Origin of the sequence: Nocardia vermiculata NBRC 100427 (genome assembly GCF_001613265.1) — a bacterium.
Lineage (GTDB): Bacteria > Actinomycetota > Actinomycetes > Mycobacteriales > Mycobacteriaceae > Nocardia > Nocardia vermiculata.
This window is the reverse complement of sequence record NZ_BDCA01000016.1, coordinates 41,971-63,604: the sequence shown is the minus strand read 5'-3', so window position 1 is coordinate 63,604 and position 21,634 is coordinate 41,971. Positions and strand designations below refer to the sequence as shown.

The following is a 21,634-nucleotide window of genomic DNA, read 5'->3' as shown; positions in this document are numbered from 1 at the left end:
CGCTACCACCCTCCGGGAATGAACGAATGCCGCCCATCTTAGCTGCCGACTGTTTGCTCGCGCAGCGAGATCATGTGAGCCATGCCACTTGTTGCGCGCGGCGGCATATCCACGGCGTTTCTACACCCCGGCAGGGATGGGCCCGCACGGACCCGGAAGCGACTGGTTATCGACACTCACACAACGGTATTCGTCGCCGTGACGCAGGCGGATCGCCGCCGCGGGAAGGTTGCGGCAGGTGGCGATCGGCCTGCGTATCGTTATCCGATGACGATCAGGCGCCGTAGACCGGTTCCGGATCCTCCGCCTTCTCGATCAACTCGCGCACCACCGGCCCCAATTCGGATGGCTGCCAGCGGGCTCCGCGGTCCTTGGGGTTGCCGTGCCGCCAGCCGTCGGCCAGTGCCACTTTGCCGCCCTCGACCTCGAACATCCGTCCGGTCACATCGGCGGAATCGGGGCTGCCCAGCCAGACCAACAGCGGGGAGACGTTCTCCGGTGCCATCGCGTCGAAACCGTCGTCCGGGCGGGCCATCATGTCGGCGAACACGGTTTCGGTCATCCGGGTCCGCGCCGAGGGTGCGATCGCATTGACAGTCACTCCGTAGCGGCCGAATTCGGCTGCGGCGGTGATGGTCAGGGAGGCGATACCGGCCTTGGCGGCACCGTAGTTGCCCTGTCCGACGCTGCCCTGCAGGCCGGCACCGGAGCTGGTGTTGATGATGCGGGCTTCGCGCGTACGCCCGGCCTTGGACTCCGCGCGCCAGTACGCCGCGGCGTGACGCATGGTGGCGAAGTGACCCTTGAGGTGCACGCGGATCACCGCATCCCATTCGTCCTCGGCCAGGTTGACCAGCATGCGGTCCCGCACGATGCCGGCATTGTTGACCAGCACGTCCAGTCCACCGAAGGTCTCCACGGCCTGCGAGATCAGCCGCTGCGCGCCGGCCCAGTCGGCGATGTCGTCACCGTTCACCACGGCCCGGCCGCCGGCCGCCTCGATCTCCTGGACCACCTGCGCGGCGGGGGAATCAGGGCTGGGCGCGCCGTCGAGCTCGGCACCCAGATCGTTGACCACCACATTGGCTCCGGCCGCGGCGAAGGCCAGGGCATGTGCACGGCCCAGGCCACGGCCCGCGCCGGTGACGATGACGGTGCGCCCGGCGCAGATCCGATCGGAATTGTCGGTCATAGCTGATGCTCTCATTTCCGTAGTGCTGCAATGATTGGCAGTGCCGCAGTGCTCTGCGAGGTCAGGCGTTGGCGGTCGCCGCGTCCAGGAAGGCGGGCCGCTCGCCGCCGCCGTGCACGATCAGGGAGCCGCCGTTGACATACCCCGCCAGCGGCGAGGACAGGAATACCGCGACCCGGCCGATGTCCTCGGGTGTCGCCAGTCGCCGCATCGGCACCGTCGCCTCGACCGCGGCGATGCCCTCGTCGTCGCCGTAGTGCAGATGGCTGGATTCGGTGCCCACCATGCCTACGATGATCGAGTTGGTCCGCACCTTCGGCGCCCACTCCACCGCCAGCGACGACACCAGGCTGTCCACTCCGGCCTTGGCGGCGCCGTAGGCCGCGGTGCCGGGCGAGGGCCGGTGCCCACTGACGCTGGAGATCATCACGATCGATCCGCCCTCGTCCTGCTGCTGCATCACGGCGTTGGCGGCCTGGGAGACCACCAGCGGAGCGAGCAGGTTCAGCTGCACGATCTTGGAATTGAAATTGGCCGATGCGGTCGCGGTGGGCGCGAACGGCGCACCTCCGGCGTTGTTGACCACGTGGTCGAGCCGGCCGTGACGTCGCACGACCTCCTCGACCAGGCCGTTCACCGCGTCGGCGTCGCGCACATCGCACGGCAGGAATTCCGCGGTGCGTCCGGAACTCTCGATCGGCGCCTCGCCGGGACGGCGGGCACACACCACCACGGTCGCGCCGGCGTCCAGGTAGCTCCGGCTGATGCCGGCGCCGACTCCCCGGACTCCGCCGGTGACGAGTACTACCGATCCGGTCAGGTCCACTTCGATTGCCACCGTGATAACCTACCAAGCACTTGCTTGCTTTGCCAACGAATGGACATGCGATGGGGATCAACCGTCACACCGAGACCTCGGGTATCGAGGTCGTCACGATCGACTATCCGCCGGTCAACGCGCTGCCCACCGCGGGCTGGTTCGGCGTGGCCGATGCGATCCGCGAGGCCGGGCGCAATCCGGAGACCAAGGTCGTCGTGCTGCGCGCCGAGGGCCGCGGCTTCAATGCCGGGGTCGACATCAAGGAGATCCAGCGCAATCCGGGCCACCAGACCCTGATCGACGCCAATCACGGCTGCTACGACGCCTTCGGCGCGGTCTACGAATGCCAGGTGCCGGTGATCGCCGCAGTGAACGGCTTCTGCCTCGGCGGCGGCATCGGCCTGGTCGGCAATGCCGATGTGATCGTGGCCTCCGACGACGCCACCTTCGGCCTGCCGGAGGTGGAACGCGGCGCGCTCGGCGCGGCCACCCACCTGGCGCGGCTGGTGCCACAGCACATGATGCGCACGCTGTTCTACACCGCGTCCACCGTCACCGCCCAGCAGCTGCACCACTTCGGATCGGTGCACAAGGTGGTGCCGCGCGCGGAACTGGACGCTGCCGCACTGGAAGTCGCCGCGAACATCGCGGAGAAGGACGGCCGGGTCATCCGGGCGGCCAAGCGCGCGCTCAACGGCATCGATGTGCAGGATGTGCACCGCAGCTACCGTTTCGAGCAGGGCTTTACCTTCGAACTCAACCTCGCCGGTGTCGCCGACGAGATCCGCGACCGGTTCGACGCGGACCTCGCGGCCAAAAAAGGAGGAAAATAGGCATGCGCGACAAGCGAATGTCGCTGGAGGACGCGGTCTCCCAGCTGCGCAGCGGGATGACCATCGGCCTCGGCGGGTGGGGCTCGCGACGTAAGCCGATGGCGTTCGTGCGGGCGCTGTTGCGCTCGGACGTCACCGACCTCACCGTCGTCACCTACGGCGGCCCCGACCTGGGCTTGCTGTGCTCCGCGGGCAAGGTACGCAAGGCCTACTACGGATTCGTCTCGCTGGACTCGGCGCCGTTCTACGACCCGTGGTTCGCCAAGGCGCGCACCGGCGCCGAGCTGGTGTCCCGCGAAATGGACGAGGGCATGGTCAAAACCGGCCTGCAGGCGGCCGCGGCGCGACTGCCGTTCCAGCCCACCCGCGCGGGTCTGGGTTCGGACGTGCTCGGGTTCTGGGACGGTGAGCTGCAGACCGTGGCCTCCCCGTACCCGGACGCGCAGGGCCGTACCGAGACGCTGATCGCGATGCCGGCCCTGAACCTCGATGCCGCCTTCGTCCATCTCGATATCGGCGACAAACACGGCAACGCCGGCTACACCGGCGTCGACCCGTACTTCGACGACCTGTACTGCCTGGCCGCCGAACGCCGCTACGTCTCGGTGGACCGGCTGGTCGAGACCGAGGAGCTGGTGAAAGCCGTTCCGCAGCAGTCGATCATCCTGAACCGCATGATGGTCGACGGTGTGGTGGAGTCCCCCGGTGGCTCGCACTTCACGCTGTCGGGCAGCCAGGGCCGCGACGAGAAGTTCCAGCGTCACTACGTCGAGGCCGCCAAGGATCCCGAGACGTGGGCCGCATTCAAGGCGCGCTACCTGGACGTGTCCGAGGCCGAATATCAGTCCGCGGTCGCCGAATTCGCCGCGGAGCAGGCGAAATGACTAACCCAGGAGGGGCTGTGAGCGACACCACCACTGCTACCCGCGCGGAGGTCTGCGCGGTCGCATGCGCCGAAATCTTCCGTGGCGCCGGCGAAATCATGGCCAGCCCGATGTCTCCCACGCCCACCATCGGGGCGCGGCTGGCGCGGTTGACCTTCGAACCGGATCTGCTGCTGTCCGACGGTGAGGCACTGCTGTTCGCCGACACCCCGGCCCTGGGCGCCAAGGCTCCCACCGAGGGCTGGATCCCGTTCACCAAGGTGTTCGACGTGGTGGCCTCCGGCCGTCGCCACGTGGTGATGGGCGCCAACCAGCTCGACCGCTACGGCAATCAGAACCTCTCCGCGTTCGGCCCGCTGCAGCAGCCGACCCGGCAGATGTTCGGTGTGCGCGGTGCGCCGGGTAACACGATCAACCACCCGACCAGCTATTTCGTGCCCAAGCACAGCAAGCGGGTGTTCTGCGACAAGGTCGATATCGTCTGCGGACTCGGCTACGACAAGATCGACCCGGACAATCCGGCGTACCGGTTCCACCACCTGCACCGGGTGGTCAGCAATCTGGGTGTCTTCGACTTCGGCGGCCCCGACCACACCATGCGGGCCCTGTCGCTGCACCCCGGCGTGAGCGCCGACCAGGTCGCGGAGAACACCTCGTTCGAGATCGCCGGTCTCGACAGCGCCGAGGTGTCCCGCACTCCCACCGAGGAAGAGCTGCGGATCATCCGCACCGTGCTGGACCCGAAGGGTGTCCGGGAAAAGGAAGTGGCCTCGTGACCACGCGCCTGCGGACTCCGCTGACCGAACTGGTCGGCATCGAGCATCCGATCGTGCAGACCGGGATGGGCTGGGTTGCCGGCCCCGGTCTCGTCGCGGCGACCGCCAACGCGGGTGGCCTGGGCATTCTGGCGTCGGCCACGATGACGCTCGAGGAGCTCGAGGTCGCCGTCGCGAAGACGAAAGCCAAGACCGACAAGCCCTTCGGCGTGAACATCCGCGCCGACGGGTCGGACGCTCCGGACCGGATCGAGTTGATGATCCGGGAGGGCGTGAAGGTGGCGTCGTTCGCACTGGCGCCCAAGAAGGAGCTCATCTCCCGGCTCAAGGACAACGGCGTGGTGGTCGTGCCGTCCATCGGCGCGGCCAAGCACGCGGTCAAGGTTGCCTCGTGGGGCGCCGACGCGGTGATCGTGCAGGGCGGCGAGGGCGGTGGGCATACCGGCGCGGTCGCGACCACTCTGCTGCTGCCCTCGGTGCTCGACGCAGTCGATATTCCCGTGGTCGCCGGTGGTGGATTCTTCGACGGCCGCGGCCTGGCCGCCGCGCTGTCCTACGGTGCGGCCGGTGTCGCGATGGGTACCCGATTCCTGCTCACCCAGGACTCCAGCGTGCCGGATTCGGTGAAGCAGCAGTACCTTTCGCGGGGCCTGCAGGACACCGTGGTCTCCCGCAAGGTCGACGGTATGCCGCACCGGGTGCTCAACACCGAACTGGTCGACAAGCTCGAACATTCGGGCAGCTACCGGGGTCTGGTAGCCGCGGTGTCCAACGCCGTCAAGTTCAAGGGTATGACCGGGATGAAGTGGTCGACCATGATCAAAGACGGCATCGGCATGCGCAAGCAGAAGGACCTCACCTGGTCGCAGGTGATCATGGCCGCGAACACCCCGATGCTGCTGAAAGCCGGTCTGGTGGAGGGTAATACCCACGCGGGTGTGCTCGCCTCCGGGCAGGTGGCGGGCATCATCGACGATCTGCCCACCGTTGCCGAACTGCTCGACCGCATCGTCGCGGAGGCGGTGGAGCGCATCGACGCGCTGGCCGCACTGCAGACGGTCGATTCGGCCGCGGGCACCTCGGACAGCTCCGCATAGTCCGGAAGCCGTACCGAACAGCAGGCCGCCGCGTCCTCACGGACGCGGCGGCCTCTTCCGTTCGGCCGGATTACCGGGGCGAACCCGGTGCTACTCGCCCGACAGGTCGGCGGACAGATCCGCGACCTCCCCCCCTTCCGGGATGCGCACCTCCTCGACCGGTTCGGGCCGGTCGTCGAATTCCAGGCGCAGCGCGCGACTCATGGTGGCGTGCATGTCGTAGAGCGCGGTGATGTAGGTGAATTCCAGGATCTCCGGATCGCTGAGATGCTCGCGCAATACCGCGAACACCGCATCGGGTACCCGGCCGCCGTCGTGGACCAGGCAGTCGGTGTAGGCGAGCAGGGCGCGCTCCAGGTCCGAGAAACAGTCAGCGAGCTGCCAGGACGGAATGGCTGCGATCTTCTCTTCGGACGCGCCCAGCGAGCGCATCTGCTTACAGTGCTGCGAGAAGACGAATTGACTGCCGCGCGCGTAACCCGCTCGGCACTGGCCCAATTCGCGCAGCAGTGGATCGAGGCGCGAATTGCGATAGACCCCGAAGCCCCGGACCGCGTGCCGGAACACTTCGGGTGACTGCGCGAAGACCGTCCACCAGTCGCCCGGTGTGGCATGGATGGTGCCGGGTTCGACCGCTGGATCCTTGTCGGGTCCGAACAGTCGGTCGTAGAAGAACAGGATCCGCTCGTCGGTGACTTCGGCGCGCGGAACTTGACGGAGACGGGGCATGCGGCATCCTCTCGGATCGGGCGGTAGGTGTGACGATTCGGGCGCGGCTCACAGTTCGGCGGCGGCGTGGCGATCGGCGGCGGTCTTCGGCTGGTGGGATACGTCGGCATCGGTGAAGGTCCGGGTCCAGCAGGCGAATTCGAGCAGGATGCCGTCGGGGTCCTGGAAGTAGAACGACCGCACGAAGGTTCCGGGATGCACGTCCCGCGATACTCCCGGCCGACTGTCGTCGTGATTGAGAATTCCGCTGACCTTGATTCCGTCGGCCCGGACGCGTTCGTAATAGTCGTCGAACAACTCCGGCGGTACCGAGAAGGCCACGTGATTCATCGAGCCCACGCCGCTGAGCAACTCCCCTTCGTCCGGAAGTCCCTTCGGTGCGGCCAGACCGGGTGTGGCATCGGGCGCGTCGGCGAGCCAGAAGAAGGCGATGGTGTTACCGCCGCCGCAGTCGAAGAAGAAATGCTGGCCGAGGTCGCGCGGCAATTCGATGGTTTTGACCAACGGCATACCGAGGGTGCCGGAATAGAACTCGATCGTCCGGCGCATATCGGAACACACCAGAGCGAGATGGTTGATGCCACGTAGTTCGTACTTCGGATTTGCGGTGCCCATTGCCGTCCTTCCGCCGTGGTGCCGATTCGCCCGCCGCGACGGACCACACCAGTGCCGTGAGCTGGGGTTATACCAGTGAACTTGACTTGACAGTCATGTCATGTTCGGGAATAGTCTGAGCCGTGCCGAAGTCGTCTGTCAATAGCGCACCCGCTCCGGTCGACGCACTCACACCGCGCGGCCGCCGCACCCGAGATGCATTGCTGGATGCGGCCCGGCAGGTGTTCGAGACCGTCGGATTCCCGGACGCCCGGGTGGAACAGATCAGCGAGGAAGCCAAGGTCTCCTACGGCACCTTCTACCGCTATTTCGAATCCAAGGAACACGTATTCGGCGAACTGAGCACCCGGCTGTTCGAGGATATGCACCGCCGGGAGCCCACTCCCACGGGATCGTCACCCACTGCCCGGCTGATCGCGGCCAACCGGTCCTATTACGCGGCCTACCGGCGCAATGCGCGAATGATGGCGATCGTCGAACAGGTCGCCACCTTCAACGAGAACTTCCGGCAGTTGCGGCACGAGCATCGGCGCATACTCATCGAACGCACCTCTCGGTCGATCGCGCGCTGGCAGCGCGAGGGGCTGGTCCGCGCCACCCTGGATCCGGAGCTGGCCGCGCGGGCCATGTCCGCGATGGTCGAGCACACGCTGTACCTGTGGCTGATCCAGGGTGAGGATGCCGACGAAAACGCCCTGCTGAACACTCTCGACCAGATGTCGGTCAGCGCGCTCGGCCTCGATCCGGACGACACCTGACCCGAAGCAGACAATATGAGTACGGATGCGACCGCGCGGAATGCAGTGGGCGAGCGCGCGGCGTCGAGGTGGAGGAGCGAGGCGATGGCGAACGACAACGAGACAGCAGCGCACAGCGACGACAGCGCAGCGGAGACGCCCGCCGGGGCGCTGGACGGGTACCGCGTCCTGGAGCTCGGCACCCTGATCGCCGGACCGTACTGCGGCCGGCTGCTCGGCGATATGGGCGCCGACGTGGTCAAGATCGAGGCACCGGACCGCCCCGATCCGCTGCGGGAATGGGGACAGGCGTCGGGCGGTCAGCAGTATTTCTGGACCGTGCACGCCCGCAACAAACGATGTGTGAGCCTCGATCTACGTGTCCCCGAGGGGCGGGCGGTATTCCTCGACCTGGTACGCACCGCCGATGTGGTGGTGGAGAGCTTCCGTCCCGGCACCTTGGAACGCTGGGGGCTCGGCTACGACGTTCTCACCCAACACAATCCGGGCCTGGTGCTGGCCCGCGTCTCCGGCTACGGGCAGACCGGCCCGTACGCCTCGCGCGCCGGATACGCTTCGGTCGCCGAGGGCATCAGCGGCCTGCGGCATCTGAACGGCTTTCCCGGGCAGGCACCGCCGCGTATGGCCCTGTCCCTCGGCGACAGCCTGGCCGGTCTGTTCGCCTTCCAGGGGGTCCTCGCCGCGCTGCTGGTCCGCGAACGCACCGGACGCGGTCAGATCGTGGATGCGGCGCTCACCGAAGCCTCGCTCGCGGTGCAGGAATCCACGATCCCCGACTATCACAAGACCGGACATGTGCGGCAGCCCTCGGGCACCCGCCTGGACCGCATCGCGCCGTCGAACCTCTACCTGGCCAAGGACGGGCTGTGGGTGATCATCGCCGCCAATCAGGACACGGTGTTCCGGCGGCTCATGACGGCCATGGACAGTCCCGAACTCGCCGACGATCCGCGCTACGCCACCCATGTGGCCCGTGGTGAACGGCAGGACGAACTCGACGAGATGATCGCGGCGTGGGCGCAGCAGTTCACCGCCACCGATCTGATCGGACTACTCAACGAGCACGGTGTGGTCGCCGGGCCGGTGAACACCGTCGCGGAAGTGATGGAGGATCCGCAGTTCAACGCGCGCGGCATCTTCGTCGACCACGTCGCGCCCGCCGCGGGCGAGCATCCGGCGGATCCGATCCCGGTCAAGGGTGTTGGCGTAGTGCCCCGGCTGAGCGACACCGCCGGCGGTGTGCGCTGGGGCGGGGCAAGCAGGCCGGGCGCCCACACCGACGAGGTCCTCGGTGACCTGCTCGGTTACGACTCGGACCGGCTGGCCGGCCTGCGCGACGCAGGGACCATCGCATGAGCGCGGTCGAGATTCGCGAGGTCGGCCCGCGCGACGGTCTGCAGATCGAGGACCCGATCCCGACCGAGGCGAAACTCGAATTCATCGACGCACTGGTCGCGACGGGAGTCGGCCGAATCGAGGTCACCTCGTTCGTGTCCCCCCGCGCCGTCCCGGCGCTGGCCGATGCCGAAGCCGTTGCCGCACAACTCGACCGATGGCCGGGTGTCGAATTCTCCGCACTGGTGGCCGGCCGCGGCGGGGTCGGCCGGGCATTGCGCGCCGGCGTGCGCCGCCTGGAATATGTCGTCTCGGCCTCCGACGGGCACAGCATCGCGAATGTGGGCCGTGACAGCGCCGCCTCGGTCGCGCTCATCGCCCCCATCGCCGAGCAGGTGCATGCCGCCGGTGGCACGCTGGAGGTGATCATCGCGATCGCCTTCGACTGCCCGTTCGACGGTCGCACCCCGCCGCAACGGGTGGCCGAGATCGCGGCGCAGGCGATGGCGTCCGGTGCGGATTCGCTGGCCATCGCCGATACCGTCGGCACCGCGTCACCGATGCGGACCGCGGAAGTGATCGACCGGGTGCGGGCGGTGGCGCCCGCCACAGAACTCGGCATTCATCTGCACAACACCCGCGGCCAAGGTCTCGCCAACGCCTGGACCGCCTACGAACACGGTGTTCGCCGCTTCGATTCCGCGGCAGGCGGTCTCGGCGGCTGCCCGTTCGCCCCCGGTGCGAGCGGCAATATCGCGACCGAGGAACTGGTCTACATGTTCTCCGACGGTGGCATCGACACCGGCATCGATATCGACCGAACGCTCGACGCCGCACGGCTGGTGTCGCGGCTCGTCGGCAAGCCTGCCGCCAGCAACCTGCTCGCCGCGGGCGGTCGTCTGCGGCCATCGAACGAGGGAGACAACCGCTGATGTCGGTCCACCAGCCGGACGAGGTGCACCGCATGCCGACCGCACGCCGGTTGCTCCGCTCCCCCGAGGCGGCGCCGTGGCTGTAACACCGGATTCGGCAGCAGCCGACGGAGTTACGCTCGCCGACGGGGTGCGCTCACTGCTGAACGATATCTTCGGCACCGCGATCACCGATATCAGGTTGCGGCAGTTCACCGGTGGTGCCAGCCGGCAGGTCTACGCGGTCGAGGCGCGCAATGGATCCGCCGTCCGCGCCGTGCTGCGCCGCGATCCGCCCGGACACGGCGATGCGGCCCGGATGCACGCCGAAGCGGCCTGTCTGCGAGCCGCGGGTGCATCCGGGGTCCCGGTGCCCGCTGTCCTCGCCGACGGTGCCACCGCACCCGGAATCGATGCGCCGTATCTGCTGATGGAACTGGTGGACGGTGAATCGATTCCGCGTAAGTTGCAGCGGGATTCGGCATTCGAGGCGGTGCGTCCGCAGTTGGCCGAGCAACTCGGTTATGTCGCCGGACTGATCCACCGCACTCCACTCGATACCCTGCGCGATCTCGACGACCACGACCCGCTGGACACCATCGAACAGATCTATCGCGACCTCCGTGACCCGCGCCCGGCCGTCGAAGCCGGATTGCGCCGGCTGCGCGAGAACCCACCGACAACCCATCCGACGGCCTTGGTGCACGGTGACTTCCGGCTCGGTAATTTCCTCATCGCTCCGGACGGTATGCGGGCGGTGCTCGACTGGGAACTCGCGCATCTCGGTAATCCGATCGAAGACCTGGGCTGGCTGTGTGTGCGGGCCTGGCGTTTCGGCGCTTCGGCGCCGGTGGGCGGGCTGGGCGATCGCGAGCAACTACTCGACGGCTACGAACGTGCCACCGGCTACCGGCCGAGCGCGGCCGAGCTGCACTGGTGGGAGGCGTTCGGGACATTGAAGTGGCTGGTACTGAGCCGTTTTCAGGCGAATCGGTACCTCAGCGGTGAAGAGCGTTCCCTCGAACTCGCCGCCATCGGCCGCCGGGTCTGCGAATCGGAATACGATCTACTGGCCGTGCTCGACCTGCTGGACGAGTCGGGTACCGGTTCCTCGTCCCCATCGCCCACGCCGACCGTGCACGACCGTCCGGACCCGACCGAAATCCTCACCCTCGTTTCCGAAACCCTTGCCACCGATATCGGTCCGGCATTGGGTCCCGAACAGGCACGCGCGCGTTACCTGTTGCGGGTGTGCGCGAATCTGCTGGGCATCGCCGGGCGGGAGACGGCTGCCGGTTCCGCCGCCACCGACGAGGTGCGCTCGCTGCTGGGGGCACTGGGCTGCGAGTCGGAGGCAGACCTGGCCGAGCGGTTACGTACCGGTGCGCTCGAATACACCGATACCGCAGTGCGGCAGGCGATGTCCACCGCGGTGCTCGCCCGCCTACGCATCGCGAATCCGCGACACCTGCGCTGAGCCCGGCGCATCGACACGCCCTTGATCTCTGCCATGTTGACGTGACAGGGTGATTGCGTTCACACTACTAGCCAGTAACCGGAGATTAGTGTCCGGTTTGGGTAGAAGGGGACTCACGTGAAACGAGGGCGAATCGTCCTGCAGATCGCGACCGCCGCTGCGGCGGTGTCGCTGCTGTTGGGGTCGACAACCGGGCTCGCGCCGAGCGCACAGGCCGCATCGGATCCGTTCTACGAATATGCGGGTTCGGCACCGCTGTCGTCGATCGCCCCCGGCACCGTCCTACAGACCCGCACCCTGCCGTACCACATGGCCGGCATCCCATTGCCGATCACGGCGGTGCAACTGCAATACCGCACCACCGACGCGCAGCAGCGGCCGGCGATCAACATCACCTCGGTGCTGCTGCCACCGACCGGCGTCGATCCGACGAAAGCCGTCGCGTACCAATCGTTTTACGATTCGCTCAATCCGGAGGACAGCCCCTCGCGGTCGGTGGCCGGTGACGTGTCCTTCGGTGGCGCGGTCAACAATGTCGAAGGCCAGCTGGTAGCACCGCTGCTCGCTCAGGGCTACACGATCATCATCGCCGACACCGAAGGTCAGTCCGCCGATTTCGCCGCGGGTCCGGAGTACGGGATGAACACTCTCGATTCCATCCGTGCCGCAACACATTCCGCCGCGGTCGGGCTCGACGAACAGACGCGCATCGCCCTGATGGGCTATTCCGGCGGTGCGATCGCCACCAACTGGGCCGCCGCCCTGGCACCCGCCTACGCCCCCGAGGTCGACCGGCAGCTGGTCGGTGCGGCCGAGGGCGGCGTGCTGGTCAACCCGGCCCGCAACCTGCGCTACATCGACGGCAGTGTCGGCTGGGCAGGTGTCGCAGCCATGGCGGTGATCGGTATCGGCCGCTCCTACGACATCGACTTCTCCCCCTACCTGAGCCCGCTCGGCGCCGAGATCGCGAACAAGATGCAGTACGCGTCCATCGCCAATGTGCTGTTCCAGTATCCGGGCCTGACCTGGGCACAGATGGTCAAACCCGAATATGCCGACCCGAACAGCGTGCCGCCGTTCGTCGAAGCAGTCCGCAAGGTGGACATGGGCCTGGCACCGACCCCGACCACCCCGATGTTCATCGGCCAGGGCGCGAACGGCGCACTGGAAGGCACCAACAACAGCAACCCGGTCGCCGGCCCCGGTGACGGCGTCATGGTCGCAGGCGACGTGCGCACCCTGGCCCGCCAGTACTGTGCCACCGGAAACCCGTCGATCCTGTACCGCCAGTACGACATGCTCAGCCATGTCCCGTCGACGATCGCCTGGCTGCCCGAGGCACTGCTCTGGATCAACGACCGCTTCGCCGGGGCACCCGCACCGACCAGCTGCGGGACCATTGCGCCCGGCAATTCGCTGGATCCGGCGATCTGAACCGGAGAACAAGAACCTCGAGGAGGCCCCGCGATACCCGGGGCCTCCTCGTCGGCTACCGGTTCCCTCTGCGACGCACAGCTGCCTATACACATCCCACCGAGTGAGCTGTCCCCAAATTTGAGAAGACCGGAAAATGGAGCCACTCGACAATGAATCCAGTGGGCATCGACTCGACATAGACCGTCCGATCCAGTCGGTCCTCGCAGGATGATAGGAACACGATGCTTCGGTCTGCTCCGCTACCGGCCCGACAGTAGGTTCGGGCTGTGTTCGCGGGACTGGCTCGGGTTTTCGGACGACTCGACGATGCCGTGGGGGATGCCGCCAAGGCTGCTGCCGGCCATCTCACCGGAACGGGTAATCGTCTACGCGGCACGGTCACCCGGCGATTGAACACCAGCTCTGGGTGGTCAGGCACGTGAAAGGGCTCAGATTGCCGTCTGACCACCGTCGATGGTCAGAACTGCCCCTGTCGTATTGCGGGCAGTGTCGGCGGACAGGAAGGCGATCGCCGCCGCGATCTCCCCTGGTTCGGAGCCCTTACCTGTCAGCGGGGAGAGGCGGCCGAGCAGGTCGGTATCGACGTCGGGGCCGAACCCGCCTCCTCCGGCCGTCATCGGGGTCAGGACATGCCCGGGACATACCGCGTTCACGCGGACACCACGGCGCGCGTACTCGGCCGCGAGGGCCTTGGTCAAGCCGATGACACCTGCTTTGGACGCGCTGTAGGCAGCGCCGTAAGGGACCCCGACCAGGCCGGCCGCGGAGGCCACATTCACGATGCTGCCCCGGGTTTCGAGAAGGTGGGGGATCACGCGTTTGCTGATGTAGAACGGGCCGTCGAGGTTTACTGCCAGTACTTTCTGCCACGTCTGATCGGGGAGATCCTCGGTGGCCCCGTTGCCGAGGACACCGGCGATATTGCAGACGATATCCAGCTTGCCGAGATGATCCACCGCGCGTGCGACGAGCTGCGCGCAGGAATCCGGGTCCGCGGTATCGCACGGCACGCCGAAGACTTGCCCCCGCGCTTCGGATCCCAACGTGCGCGTAGCCGTCAGCAGTGCGTCTTCATTGATATCAGCGGCGACGATATCGGCACCTGCCCGGGCGAACAATTCCGCCGTGGCGTATCCGATTCCCGAAGCAGCACCGGTGATCAGCACTGATTTTCCTGCATATTCCATGGGTCCATCCTTGCGCTCAGGTACGGTAACTCACGGTCACCGGAAGTCGTCACAGCGTTTCGATGTCAGGCTATTCTGCGAACACTCGCGTAATGGGGAACGTCCCGCTCGCCAGGAACCGGCCGTCCACCGACACCTATGGATCACCGAACGCTGCACGCGCAGGTGCGGGCCCGGTCAGAAGTTCGGACGGTTCTGCACCCAGCGGAACCCGGCACTTCGTTGCGGGAAGCTGTCCGGGTCGATCCGGTCGAGCGTGAGCGTGACCTGGTGGCCGTCCAGCTCTCCGGTGAGTACGGCTTCGTCCGGTGCGGGTTGCTGGAAGACGAGTGAACCCGAAGGGTTCCGGGTGTGATCGGATGGCGCCATCGGCCGGGACCGCGGCGCGCCCTCGAGCAGCCGGATCCGATGAGACGTGGTGTCCACATCGACGGGAGCGCTCGCCAGGGTCCCGTCCATCCGCTGATAGGTGAGGGTCCGCGGGTAGTCGAACACTACTGTTTTCCAGCGAGTTTCGTCTGTGGCCAGCGGTGGCACCGGTAGTCCGTCGCGGAGGTATTGCGACACCGACCAGATGCCGTACAGCGGCGGCTTGGGCCGGTCGGGCCCGCCGGAACGCCAGGCGTGCCAACCGCTGTGCACGAGTGCCACCGTCATCCAGACGGCGAGCGCGACCTGCAGCAGCGCGGCGATCCGGCGAGATGCTGTGGTGCGGAAAGGATACGGCGCGGTGGACGGCGCGGTGGTGCGGTCGAACAGCAGCATTCTCAGCAGCCGCTGTGTCTCGGGCGCCAACAACAGCATCGACATGAACAGCAGATGCGTGGACGAGATCTTCTCCGGCACATCGAAGGTCATGTTCAGGACGACGACCTGCAAGGTGTCGATCAGCGCCAGCATCGCGCCGAGGAGGGCGGTACGCGGTATCAGCAGCAGGATCGCCGCGGTGATTTCCGCTGCGCCGAGCAATATTTCGTACGGCCTGGACACCCCTACCTGCGACCACAGCACGGCCATCGGAGTGAGATCGCCGTACCGGGTGAGCAGCGTGGTCAGCGATGGCTCGGGCATCTGCGTCGGAATCGCTTTCACGAAGCCGAAACTCAACAGCTGGCCGGCCAGCAGTATCCGGATGGCGACGAGATACCAGCCCGCCAGGGTGCGATAGTGCGTACGGCGCCGGTCCAGTACCGACCACACTGCGGTCCCGGCCACCGCCACGACCAAGATGCAGAACAGCAGCACCCAGAAGATCGCCTGGTCGCCGACTCCGGTCGGATACAGCTGTACCTCGGTACCGAAGACCTCCCGGCCCACCCAGTTCAGCACGGGCTGCAGTTTCCGGATGTGCCAGAACTGGACGTCGTGGCCCAGTCGGCGGCCGATCGGGCCGGTCAGGTCGAACACGATCGGCGGAGTCAGTGCACAGAACAAGCCGAAATACAGGAAACAGAACCGGAACGCGATGCGGGTGAATGGGTTCCATCGCGGATACCGAACCGGCTCGATTCTTTCGATGGGGATGGTCTGGATGGTCTCCGCCGCCGTCGTCGTCACTGCCACATCCTGGGGTCGTGTGCCGGGTCGGGATACATGGCAGGACAACCACGCTCGATCGCCTCGGGGCGCAGTTCGTAGTGCCAAGGCTCGTTGCGATAGATCTGGCACAGTCCGTATGCGGCGCCGTGTGCGGACAGCCACGCCGCGGCATCGGAACCGAGGTCGACCGCATTACCGGTCACGTGCGCGGACGTGTCAGCGGTCGCGACGAATCGGGCGGCTGCCTGCGTCGAGCCGTGCTTGGCGACCGCCGCGCGAAGCAGTCGATTCTGATACTCCCGACTGCGCCAGCCACTGTTGACGCGGAACTCGATGCCCTCGGCACCCGCATCGGCCGCCGCGGCGCGCAGGGCCCCGATCAGATCGGGTGCCAGGTTGGCTACGCCGGGGTACTCGTTCGAGAACACTGTGACGCCGCTCGGGAGCTCACCCTCGTGCAGGGCCGCCCGGCCGCCGCGCAGCACATCACCGACCAGGCGCACCGACGACGGCGCCGACTGATATACCAGCGTGACCGCGGTAGTGGCGACGAGCAGACCGGTCGCGGCCAGCCTGCGAGGCACTGTTGCTAATCCGGTTCTTCGACTCATAGGGCCAGTCAAGGCGCCACGGTGTTGCCGGCCTGTATCCGATTTTCGATACGCTGACGAAATGTGGTGCCTCGTACCATCGAGAGCATGCGTGTGCTGGTCGTCGAGGACGAGCCCTACCTGGCAGAAGCCATTCGCGATGGGCTGCGCCTGGAAGCGATCGCGGCCGATATCGCCGGCGACGGTGACACGGCCCTGGAGTTGCTGAGCATCAACGCCTACGACATCGCGGTCCTCGACCGCGACATCCCCGGCCCCTCGGGCGACGAGATCGCCCAGCGCATCGTCGCATCCGGTAGCGGTATGCCGATCCTGATGCTCACCGCGGCCGACCGGCTCGATGACAAGGCTTCCGGCTTCGAGATCGGCGCCGACGACTATCTCACCAAGCCGTTCGCACTCCGTGAACTCGCGCTCAGGCTCCGCGCACTCGACCGCAGGCGAGTCCACAACCGGCCCCCGGTGCGCGAGATCGCCGGCCTGCGGGTGGATCCGTTCCGCCGCGAGGTCTACCGCGACGGTCGTTATGTGGCGCTCACCCGCAAACAGTTCGCCGTACTCGAAGTGCTCGTCGCTGCCGAAGGTGGTGTCATCAGCGCCGAAGAGCTGTTGGAGCGTGCGTGGGACGAGAACGCCGACCCGTTCACCAACGCCGTGCGCATCACCGTCTCGGCGCTGCGTAAACGGCTCGGCGAGCCGTGGCTCATCGCCACTGTGTCCGGTGTCGGCTACCGCATCGACACCGGAACCTGAGGGCAACGGCCGTGGACAGGGCGCCGGGTGTGAGTGTTCGCCTCAAACTGACCCTCAGCTACGTCGGGTTCCTCATGCTCGCGGGTGTCCTGCTGCTGGGCGCCGTGTGGGTGTTCCTCCTGCGAGGACGGTCGAATGTTCTCTTCGTTCCCGGCCTGTCCGACTTCCGGCGCGTCTTCGACCCGCACAGTTTCGGCTCCGCCGTCTTCGTCCCGGCGGCAATCCTGGTGCTCGGGTTCCTGTTGGTGTTCGGCCTGGTCGGCGGGTGGATTCTCGCGGGCCGCATGCTCGCTCCGCTGACTCGAATCACCGAGGCCACCCGGACCGCCGCGAACGGGTCGCTTTCCCAGCGAATCCGACTGCCGGGGCGCAGCGACGAGTTCCGTGAACTCGCCGACAGTTTCGACACGATGCTCGCCCAGCTGGAAGCACATGTGGCCGAACAGCGGCGGTTCGCGGCCAACGCCTCCCACGAGCTGCGCACCCCGCTGGCGATCACCCAGGCACTCCTAGAGGTCGCGCACAACGATCCCGACCACCGCGCCGGTGAACTCGTCGAACGGCTTCGCACCGTCAACACCCGAGCGATCGACCTCACCGAGGCACTACTCCTGCTGAGTCGCGCCGAACAGCGACTCTTCCCCCGAGCACCGGTCGACCTGTCCCTCATGGCCGAAGAAGCCGCCGAAACACTTCTCCCGCTCGCGGAAAAACGCGGTATCGCCATCGAAACCGCCGGCGACATCGCCCCGACCACCGGGTCGCCCGCCCTCCTGCTGCAGTTGGCCACCAACCTCATCCACAACGCGATCGTGCACAACCTGCCCGGTCACGGCACCGTATGGGTCACGACCAGCGCGCACCCCGGCACAGTGGTACTCACTGTCGAGAACACCGGCGAGGAACTCGCACCACAGGCCGTCGCCACGCTCGCCGAGCCATTTCGCCGCGGCACCGAACGCGTGCACGCCGACCACGCGGGCGCCGGGCTGGGCCTGGCCATCGTCGCAAGCATCACCGCAGCCCACGACGGAACCCTCACCCTCACTCCCCGCCCGTCCGGCGGACTCCGGGTGACCGTGCAGCTACCTGCCGCACCACCGGATGCCGACAGCTGATAGTGCCGGAGAGTGCCACTGCATCAGCAGGGCCGCTCCCCCGTCACCCCATGCGACCGCACGTCATGCCTTGTCGCGAGTCGGCCGGCGCATGCTGCCGTCGACATCGGACTCACTACCGCGCGCTCCGGGCGTAGTAGTCGGCTACCGCATGGAAAGACTGTTTCGGTTGCCACGGCAGATCGGGACAGGTCTCACCGTTGTGGTCGTCGTAGCTTTTCACCAGGCCGTAGCCGGCCAGGTCGAGGTCCATTCGTGATTGTTTGCGGTGTGGAAGTGCGGGCGTGACGAAGGTGAATACGAAGGCGCCGTCGACGCCCGCTGTCTCGAGTTCACCGAGCATCTCGGTCAGCTCCCTGGCCTGCATCGCCTCGTCGCGGACGTAGTCGCCGTTCAACCGGGGTGGGTCCACGGCGAAGTCCGCGATCATGAATCCGCGCGGCCCCTTATCTTCGGCGCCCTGGTACGCGCACACACCGACCTCGGTGACTACGACCGGTTTGCCGTGGTCGAACAGGTTCTGCAGTGATCGGCCGTAGGTGGTGCGGTTTCGCTTCGCGCGGTAGTGGTCGACGCCGATGATGTCGAACAGGGTCCAGTCGACGGCCTCGATCGGCAGCGACGCATAGCTGATCGGCCCGTCGAAAACCTTACGGACCGCAGTGGCAGCCTCGGCCAGGAACGCGTTCAATCGATTGTTGTGTGACCCGAGCACCTTCAGCTTCAGCACGGTGGCCAACAATCTGGTCGGCCTGCTGAACCGCTCGATCGAGTTGTGGTTGTCCAGAATGCCTTTCATGAACAACGTCAGCTCACACCCCAGCACGAATACCACCGCGGAGCGGCGCTGCCGGGCACGCTCGGCAACCTCGGCGCACCGCAGGATGTAGTCCAGTGTCTCCCGGGGAGATCTGTCGTGCAGCTGGGGCGACAGCCAGACCTCCAGCCCGAGATCGAGTGCCTGCTCGGCCGCCACCGACAACCGGTCCGGATCCGTCCCTGTGATCCGGACCGCGTTGCAGTGCAGATCTTTTCCGATGATTGCCAGTTCTCGCCGCGTCACCTCCGGGTCGAACACCGGGCGTGAATGGTAGCGCTGCCCGAACTCGATACCGACGTCGTAGTTGACACCTCGTCGCCGCACGAACCCTTCTCCTCTCCGCGCCACCCCTTCGATGTCAATTTACGTTGACACATCGAGTAATGTCAACATAAATTGACGCGAATCCCGCGGTGACAGGCCCGAAGGGGCATCACATGGTGGACGATGCCGGCCCCGCACTGGTAGGGACCGGCATCGTCATCAACTACAGCAGGCCGGGCGCAAAGCGATAGCAAGCCAGACGCTCACCCTCGGCGCCGCGCTCCTCCCTCACCTTGTCGAATCCGGCCTTCTCCAACACCCGCACCGAGGCGGTATTCGCCAACTCCACATTGGCGAGTACGGCGCGTACTTCCGGTGCAGCCAAGGCGAATTCGGTCAGGGCTCGCGTCGCTTCCGCCGCATACCCCAACCCCCTTCGCGAAGTCACCACGCCGTAACCGATTTCGACCTGCCCGTCCTCGGGCGGCCAGAACAGCCCGATGCTGCCGACCACCAGCCCGGTGGCGCGTTCCATGATCAACCGCTGCCCATAGACCCCCAGCCAAGCGGGATGGTCGGCGAACAGCGCGGGAATCACCTTGTCGTTCTCGGAGGGAAAATCCTCCGCCCAGTCGGACTGCCGGTGATCATCGAGCACAGCTGCGGCTTCCGCCCTGGTCCAGGAGCGCAGCGCGAGACGGTCGGTGATCAGACAGGTGGGATCATTGGCGAGAATACGAGACACGTTCGGGTCCTTGTCATTCGAAGGTGACCCGGCCCTGCATTTACCTTGCAACAGGCCGGAGGAAGACATTCTGAACACAGCTGTGCACAGTCATATTCATCAACCTCCAGGCACCTACTTGCGCGAACCTCGCGCGTCGACACTACCCATTACCGACCGGTGGCGCCGAAGCGTGAGCCACTAGTTACTGGTTACTAACAACTAACCTGTAGGCTCGCGGGCATGGCGAACGAGGAACAGGGCATGGATCGCGGCGGACCGAGTCGGACGGCGCTGGCGACGGCCTATGCCCGCGCGTATCACCAGATCGCCGACCAACCGCGCATCCTCACCGACCCGGTGGTCTCATCGCTGATCGGTGTCACCGCCGAGGAACTGGCCGGCGGCACCGAGCCGACCGAGGATCGACCGGGTAGTGGCACCACGTATCGGCCGCGCCGGTTGTTCTTCGCCGCTCGCGCGCGATTCGCCGAAGACCGGATAGCAGCCTCAGGCGTACGGCAGGTCGTAATCCTGGGGGCAGGGTTGGATACCTTCGCCTTCCGCAATCCACACCCGGAGCTGCGGGTCTTCGAAGTGGATCATCCTGCCACCCAGGCGTGGAAACGCAATCGCCTCGCCGAGGCCGGAATCGAAGCCCCGCGATCACTGACGTTTGTTCCCGTTGATTTCGAAACCGACGTACTGGCAACACAACTGGAATCCGCCGGACTCAGCCGTTCCGAACCCGCGGTGTTCGTATGGCTCGGAGTCGTGTTCTACCTGACTCCGGATGCTGCGCGAAAGACGTTGCACTACATCGCCGATCAGGCCCAGCCGAGCGAGGTCATCTTCGACTATCTACAACCGGCGGACACCGACGAGGACCGGCTACAGCTACAGGAGCGTGAAGCGCGCGTTGCCGCGGCCGGCGAGCCCTGGTTCAGCTATTTCACCCCCACCGACATATCCGCGCAGCTTCGCACCCTCGGACTGAGGGTGATCGACGACTACTCGGCCGCGCAACTGATCGACCATTACCTGGACGGACCGGCAGAATTCCAGCAGCAAAATCCGCACGCCCTACGTGCGAGCCGCATCCTCCGCGCCGACAACTGACCGGCTCAACGGCACGATGGGACGAAACGGCCGGTCAGCCGTTCGTTTCCGCGGTGATGTGCGCGAACAGTCCGGAGTGAATCCGAGTGCGTACACCATCGGCCCATGCCGCGTCCACCTGCTCGACATCCATCGCGGCACCCGCGTTCAGCAGCATCCCGAATGCGAGGAATGCCTTCACCGTCAGCGGTTCCACCCCGGTCCCGTCCTGAGCGGTGTCCCACAACCGAGCGAAGCACGCCCGCACCGCATCCCTGACTTCCGGATCCCCGCACGCGGCGAAACCCTGGAGCTGCAACAGCAATCCGGTCCGGTCACCGAGCAGATCGAAGTACTGGGCGCCCATCCCCGACAGCGCCTCCAGACCGGACTTCCCTTCCCCCGCCTCACGCATCGCATCACTGAGCCGCTCGAATGCTCCACGCACCAACTCCAGAAACAGCGCCTTCTTCGTCCCGAACATCCGAAACACATACGCCTGCGTGATCCCCGCTTCACGCGCGATCGCCTCGGTCGAAGCCCCGTGCAACCCGTGCGCCGCGAACTCCCGCGCCGCGATATCCAGCACTTGGGCACGCCGCGCGGCGCCACTCATCCTCGCAACCATGACGGAAAGTTATCAGTTACTAACCACC

At 66.3% G+C, this 21,634-nt stretch carries 22 protein-coding genes; 12 read left to right on the top strand and 10 right to left on the bottom strand.

Annotated features, from left to right (window positions below):
• Positions 1-274: 274 nt before the first annotated feature.
• The gene (locus tag NV2_RS17625) at positions 275-1,192 is read right to left on the bottom strand and encodes an SDR family oxidoreductase (RefSeq protein ID WP_067875202.1); all 918 of its coding nucleotides are present in this window, start codon (positions 1,190-1,192) and stop codon (positions 275-277) included.
• A 61-nt stretch (positions 1,193-1,253) separates the two neighbouring features.
• The gene (locus NV2_RS17620) at positions 1,254-2,030 is read right to left on the bottom strand and encodes an SDR family oxidoreductase (protein WP_373863579.1); all 777 of its coding nucleotides are present in this window, start codon (positions 2,028-2,030) and stop codon (positions 1,254-1,256) included.
• Between the two features lie 50 nt (positions 2,031-2,080).
• Here NV2_RS17620 and NV2_RS17615 point away from each other — a divergent pair, with 50 nt between their 5' ends.
• Genes NV2_RS17615 through NV2_RS17600 form a run of 4 tightly spaced genes read left to right on the top strand, consistent with a single transcriptional unit; the run spans position 2,081 to position 5,602 of the window.
• The gene (locus tag NV2_RS17615) at positions 2,081-2,845 is read left to right on the top strand and encodes an enoyl-CoA hydratase family protein (protein ID WP_067875199.1); all 765 of its coding nucleotides are present in this window, start codon (positions 2,081-2,083) and stop codon (positions 2,843-2,845) included.
• A gap of 2 nt (positions 2,846-2,847) precedes the next feature.
• Positions 2,848-3,729 (top strand): CoA transferase subunit A, encoded by an 882-nt coding sequence (locus NV2_RS17610; RefSeq protein ID WP_174550602.1) that lies wholly within the window; start codon positions 2,848-2,850, stop codon positions 3,727-3,729.
• Between the two features lie 17 nt (positions 3,730-3,746).
• The gene (locus NV2_RS17605; protein WP_067875195.1) at positions 3,747-4,505 is read left to right on the top strand and encodes a CoA-transferase subunit beta; all 759 of its coding nucleotides are present in this window, start codon (positions 3,747-3,749) and stop codon (positions 4,503-4,505) included.
• Positions 4,502-5,602, top strand: coding sequence for an NAD(P)H-dependent flavin oxidoreductase (locus tag NV2_RS17600; RefSeq protein WP_067875191.1), 1,101 nt, complete (start codon positions 4,502-4,504; stop codon positions 5,600-5,602). Before NV2_RS17605 ends, NV2_RS17600 begins: the two co-directional genes overlap by 4 nt.
• A 90-nt stretch (positions 5,603-5,692) precedes the next feature.
• On the opposite strand, the gene NV2_RS17595 is transcribed toward NV2_RS17600, so the two are convergent.
• Both NV2_RS17595 and NV2_RS17590 read right to left on the bottom strand, forming a co-directional pair.
• Positions 5,693-6,331 (bottom strand): carboxymuconolactone decarboxylase family protein, encoded by a 639-nt coding sequence (locus NV2_RS17595; RefSeq protein WP_067875188.1) that lies wholly within the window; start codon positions 6,329-6,331, stop codon positions 5,693-5,695.
• A 48-nt stretch (positions 6,332-6,379) separates the two neighbouring features.
• Positions 6,380-6,946: a VOC family protein gene (locus NV2_RS17590; RefSeq protein WP_067875185.1), complete on the bottom strand. Its 567-nt coding sequence runs from the start codon at positions 6,944-6,946 to the stop codon at positions 6,380-6,382.
• Between the two features lie 122 nt (positions 6,947-7,068).
• Here NV2_RS17590 and NV2_RS17585 point away from each other — a divergent pair, with 122 nt between their 5' ends.
• From NV2_RS17585 to NV2_RS17565, 5 genes are all read left to right on the top strand, one after another.
• Complete coding sequence (locus NV2_RS17585) at positions 7,069-7,704, top strand: TetR/AcrR family transcriptional regulator (RefSeq protein ID WP_067875182.1); 636 nt, start codon at positions 7,069-7,071, stop codon at positions 7,702-7,704.
• Positions 7,705-7,788: 84 nt separating this feature from the next.
• Positions 7,789-9,060 carry a CaiB/BaiF CoA transferase family protein gene (locus NV2_RS17580; RefSeq protein ID WP_067875179.1) on the top strand — a complete coding sequence of 424 codons (1,272 nt, stop codon included), beginning with the start codon at positions 7,789-7,791 and terminating at the stop codon, positions 9,058-9,060.
• Positions 9,057-9,971 (top strand): hydroxymethylglutaryl-CoA lyase, encoded by a 915-nt coding sequence (locus NV2_RS17575; RefSeq protein ID WP_067875176.1) that lies wholly within the window; start codon positions 9,057-9,059, stop codon positions 9,969-9,971. The genes NV2_RS17580 and NV2_RS17575 overlap by 4 nt, the downstream gene beginning before the upstream one ends.
• A gap of 76 nt (positions 9,972-10,047) precedes the next feature.
• The gene (locus tag NV2_RS17570; RefSeq protein WP_067875173.1) at positions 10,048-11,427 is read left to right on the top strand and encodes a phosphotransferase family protein; all 1,380 of its coding nucleotides are present in this window, start codon (positions 10,048-10,050) and stop codon (positions 11,425-11,427) included.
• Positions 11,428-11,544: 117 nt separating this feature from the next.
• Positions 11,545-12,861 (top strand): lipase family protein, encoded by a 1,317-nt coding sequence (locus NV2_RS17565; RefSeq protein ID WP_245662654.1) that lies wholly within the window; start codon positions 11,545-11,547, stop codon positions 12,859-12,861.
• 431 nt (positions 12,862-13,292) lie between these two features.
• Here NV2_RS17565 and NV2_RS17560 read toward each other — a convergent pair whose 3' ends face one another.
• The 3 genes from NV2_RS17560 to NV2_RS17550 form a co-directional block, all read right to left on the bottom strand.
• Entirely contained in the window at positions 13,293-14,051 is a 759-nt protein-coding gene (locus NV2_RS17560; RefSeq protein ID WP_067875170.1) for an SDR family NAD(P)-dependent oxidoreductase, read from the bottom strand.
• A 177-nt stretch (positions 14,052-14,228) separates the two neighbouring features.
• The gene (locus NV2_RS17555; protein ID WP_067875168.1) at positions 14,229-15,608 is read right to left on the bottom strand and encodes a hypothetical protein; all 1,380 of its coding nucleotides are present in this window, start codon (positions 15,606-15,608) and stop codon (positions 14,229-14,231) included.
• Complete coding sequence (locus NV2_RS17550; protein ID WP_245662653.1) at positions 15,605-16,174, bottom strand: D-alanyl-D-alanine carboxypeptidase family protein; 570 nt, start codon at positions 16,172-16,174, stop codon at positions 15,605-15,607. Before NV2_RS17550 ends, NV2_RS17555 begins: the two co-directional genes overlap by 4 nt.
• Before the next feature lie 114 nt (positions 16,175-16,288).
• Between NV2_RS17550 and NV2_RS17545 the strand changes: the two genes are divergently transcribed.
• A complete protein-coding gene (locus NV2_RS17545; RefSeq protein WP_067875465.1) occupies positions 16,289-16,954 on the top strand; it encodes a response regulator transcription factor in 666 nt (221 codons plus the stop codon).
• 29 nt (positions 16,955-16,983) lie between these two features.
• Entirely contained in the window at positions 16,984-18,072 is a 1,089-nt protein-coding gene (locus NV2_RS17540; protein ID WP_281198543.1) for a sensor histidine kinase, read from the top strand.
• 115 nt (positions 18,073-18,187) lie between these two features.
• On the opposite strand, the gene NV2_RS17535 is transcribed toward NV2_RS17540, so the two are convergent.
• A complete protein-coding gene (locus tag NV2_RS17535; protein WP_067875160.1) occupies positions 18,188-19,216 on the bottom strand; it encodes a glycoside hydrolase family 113 protein in 1,029 nt (342 codons plus the stop codon).
• A 163-nt stretch (positions 19,217-19,379) separates the two neighbouring features.
• The gene (locus tag NV2_RS17530) at positions 19,380-19,901 is read right to left on the bottom strand and encodes a GNAT family N-acetyltransferase (RefSeq protein ID WP_067875157.1); all 522 of its coding nucleotides are present in this window, start codon (positions 19,899-19,901) and stop codon (positions 19,380-19,382) included.
• A 243-nt stretch (positions 19,902-20,144) separates the two neighbouring features.
• On the opposite strand from NV2_RS17530, the gene NV2_RS17525 reads away from it, so the two are divergent.
• Positions 20,145-20,999: a class I SAM-dependent methyltransferase gene (locus tag NV2_RS17525; protein ID WP_067875463.1), complete on the top strand. Its 855-nt coding sequence runs from the start codon at positions 20,145-20,147 to the stop codon at positions 20,997-20,999.
• Between the two features lie 34 nt (positions 21,000-21,033).
• Here the strand turns inward: NV2_RS17525 and NV2_RS17520 are convergent, their stop codons facing one another.
• Positions 21,034-21,606 carry a TetR/AcrR family transcriptional regulator gene (locus NV2_RS17520; protein WP_245662652.1) on the bottom strand — a complete coding sequence of 191 codons (573 nt, stop codon included), beginning with the start codon at positions 21,604-21,606 and terminating at the stop codon, positions 21,034-21,036.
• Between the last annotated feature and the right edge of the window lie 28 nt (positions 21,607-21,634).